The 247-nt window shown below is 59.5% G+C and carries 1 pseudogene; it reads right to left on the reverse strand.

The features are described 5' to 3' along the window. Nucleotides 1–100 precede the first annotated feature (100 nt). Nucleotides 101–247: pseudogene (locus J5M56_RS26115) on the reverse strand (acetyl-CoA carboxylase biotin carboxylase subunit); the annotation flags it as partial.

Genomic DNA, 247 nt, shown 5'->3' on the forward strand with positions numbered 1-247 from the left:
TATCGCGGGCGACTTTATATCGGCGGGTGCATGAGCATCGGATCGAAATGCCGCGAATGAAGGGCTAGCGTCGGGGCTGGCAGGTGTTCGCCGCAACATTTTAGCGCCTGTGAGATCGAGCGCCGCCTTTGCAGAAACCTTCATCACGCACCAGGTCACGGTGCAATGGGATGTTGGTCTTGATGCCGTCGACGACGATCTCGTCCAGGGCATTGCGCATGCGCGCCATGGCTTCGTCGCGGTCCTT

It is taken from the genome of Pseudomonas sp. 51_B (genome assembly GCF_017491595.1).
Taxonomy (GTDB): Bacteria; Pseudomonadota; Gammaproteobacteria; order Pseudomonadales; family Pseudomonadaceae; genus Aquipseudomonas; species Aquipseudomonas promysalinigenes.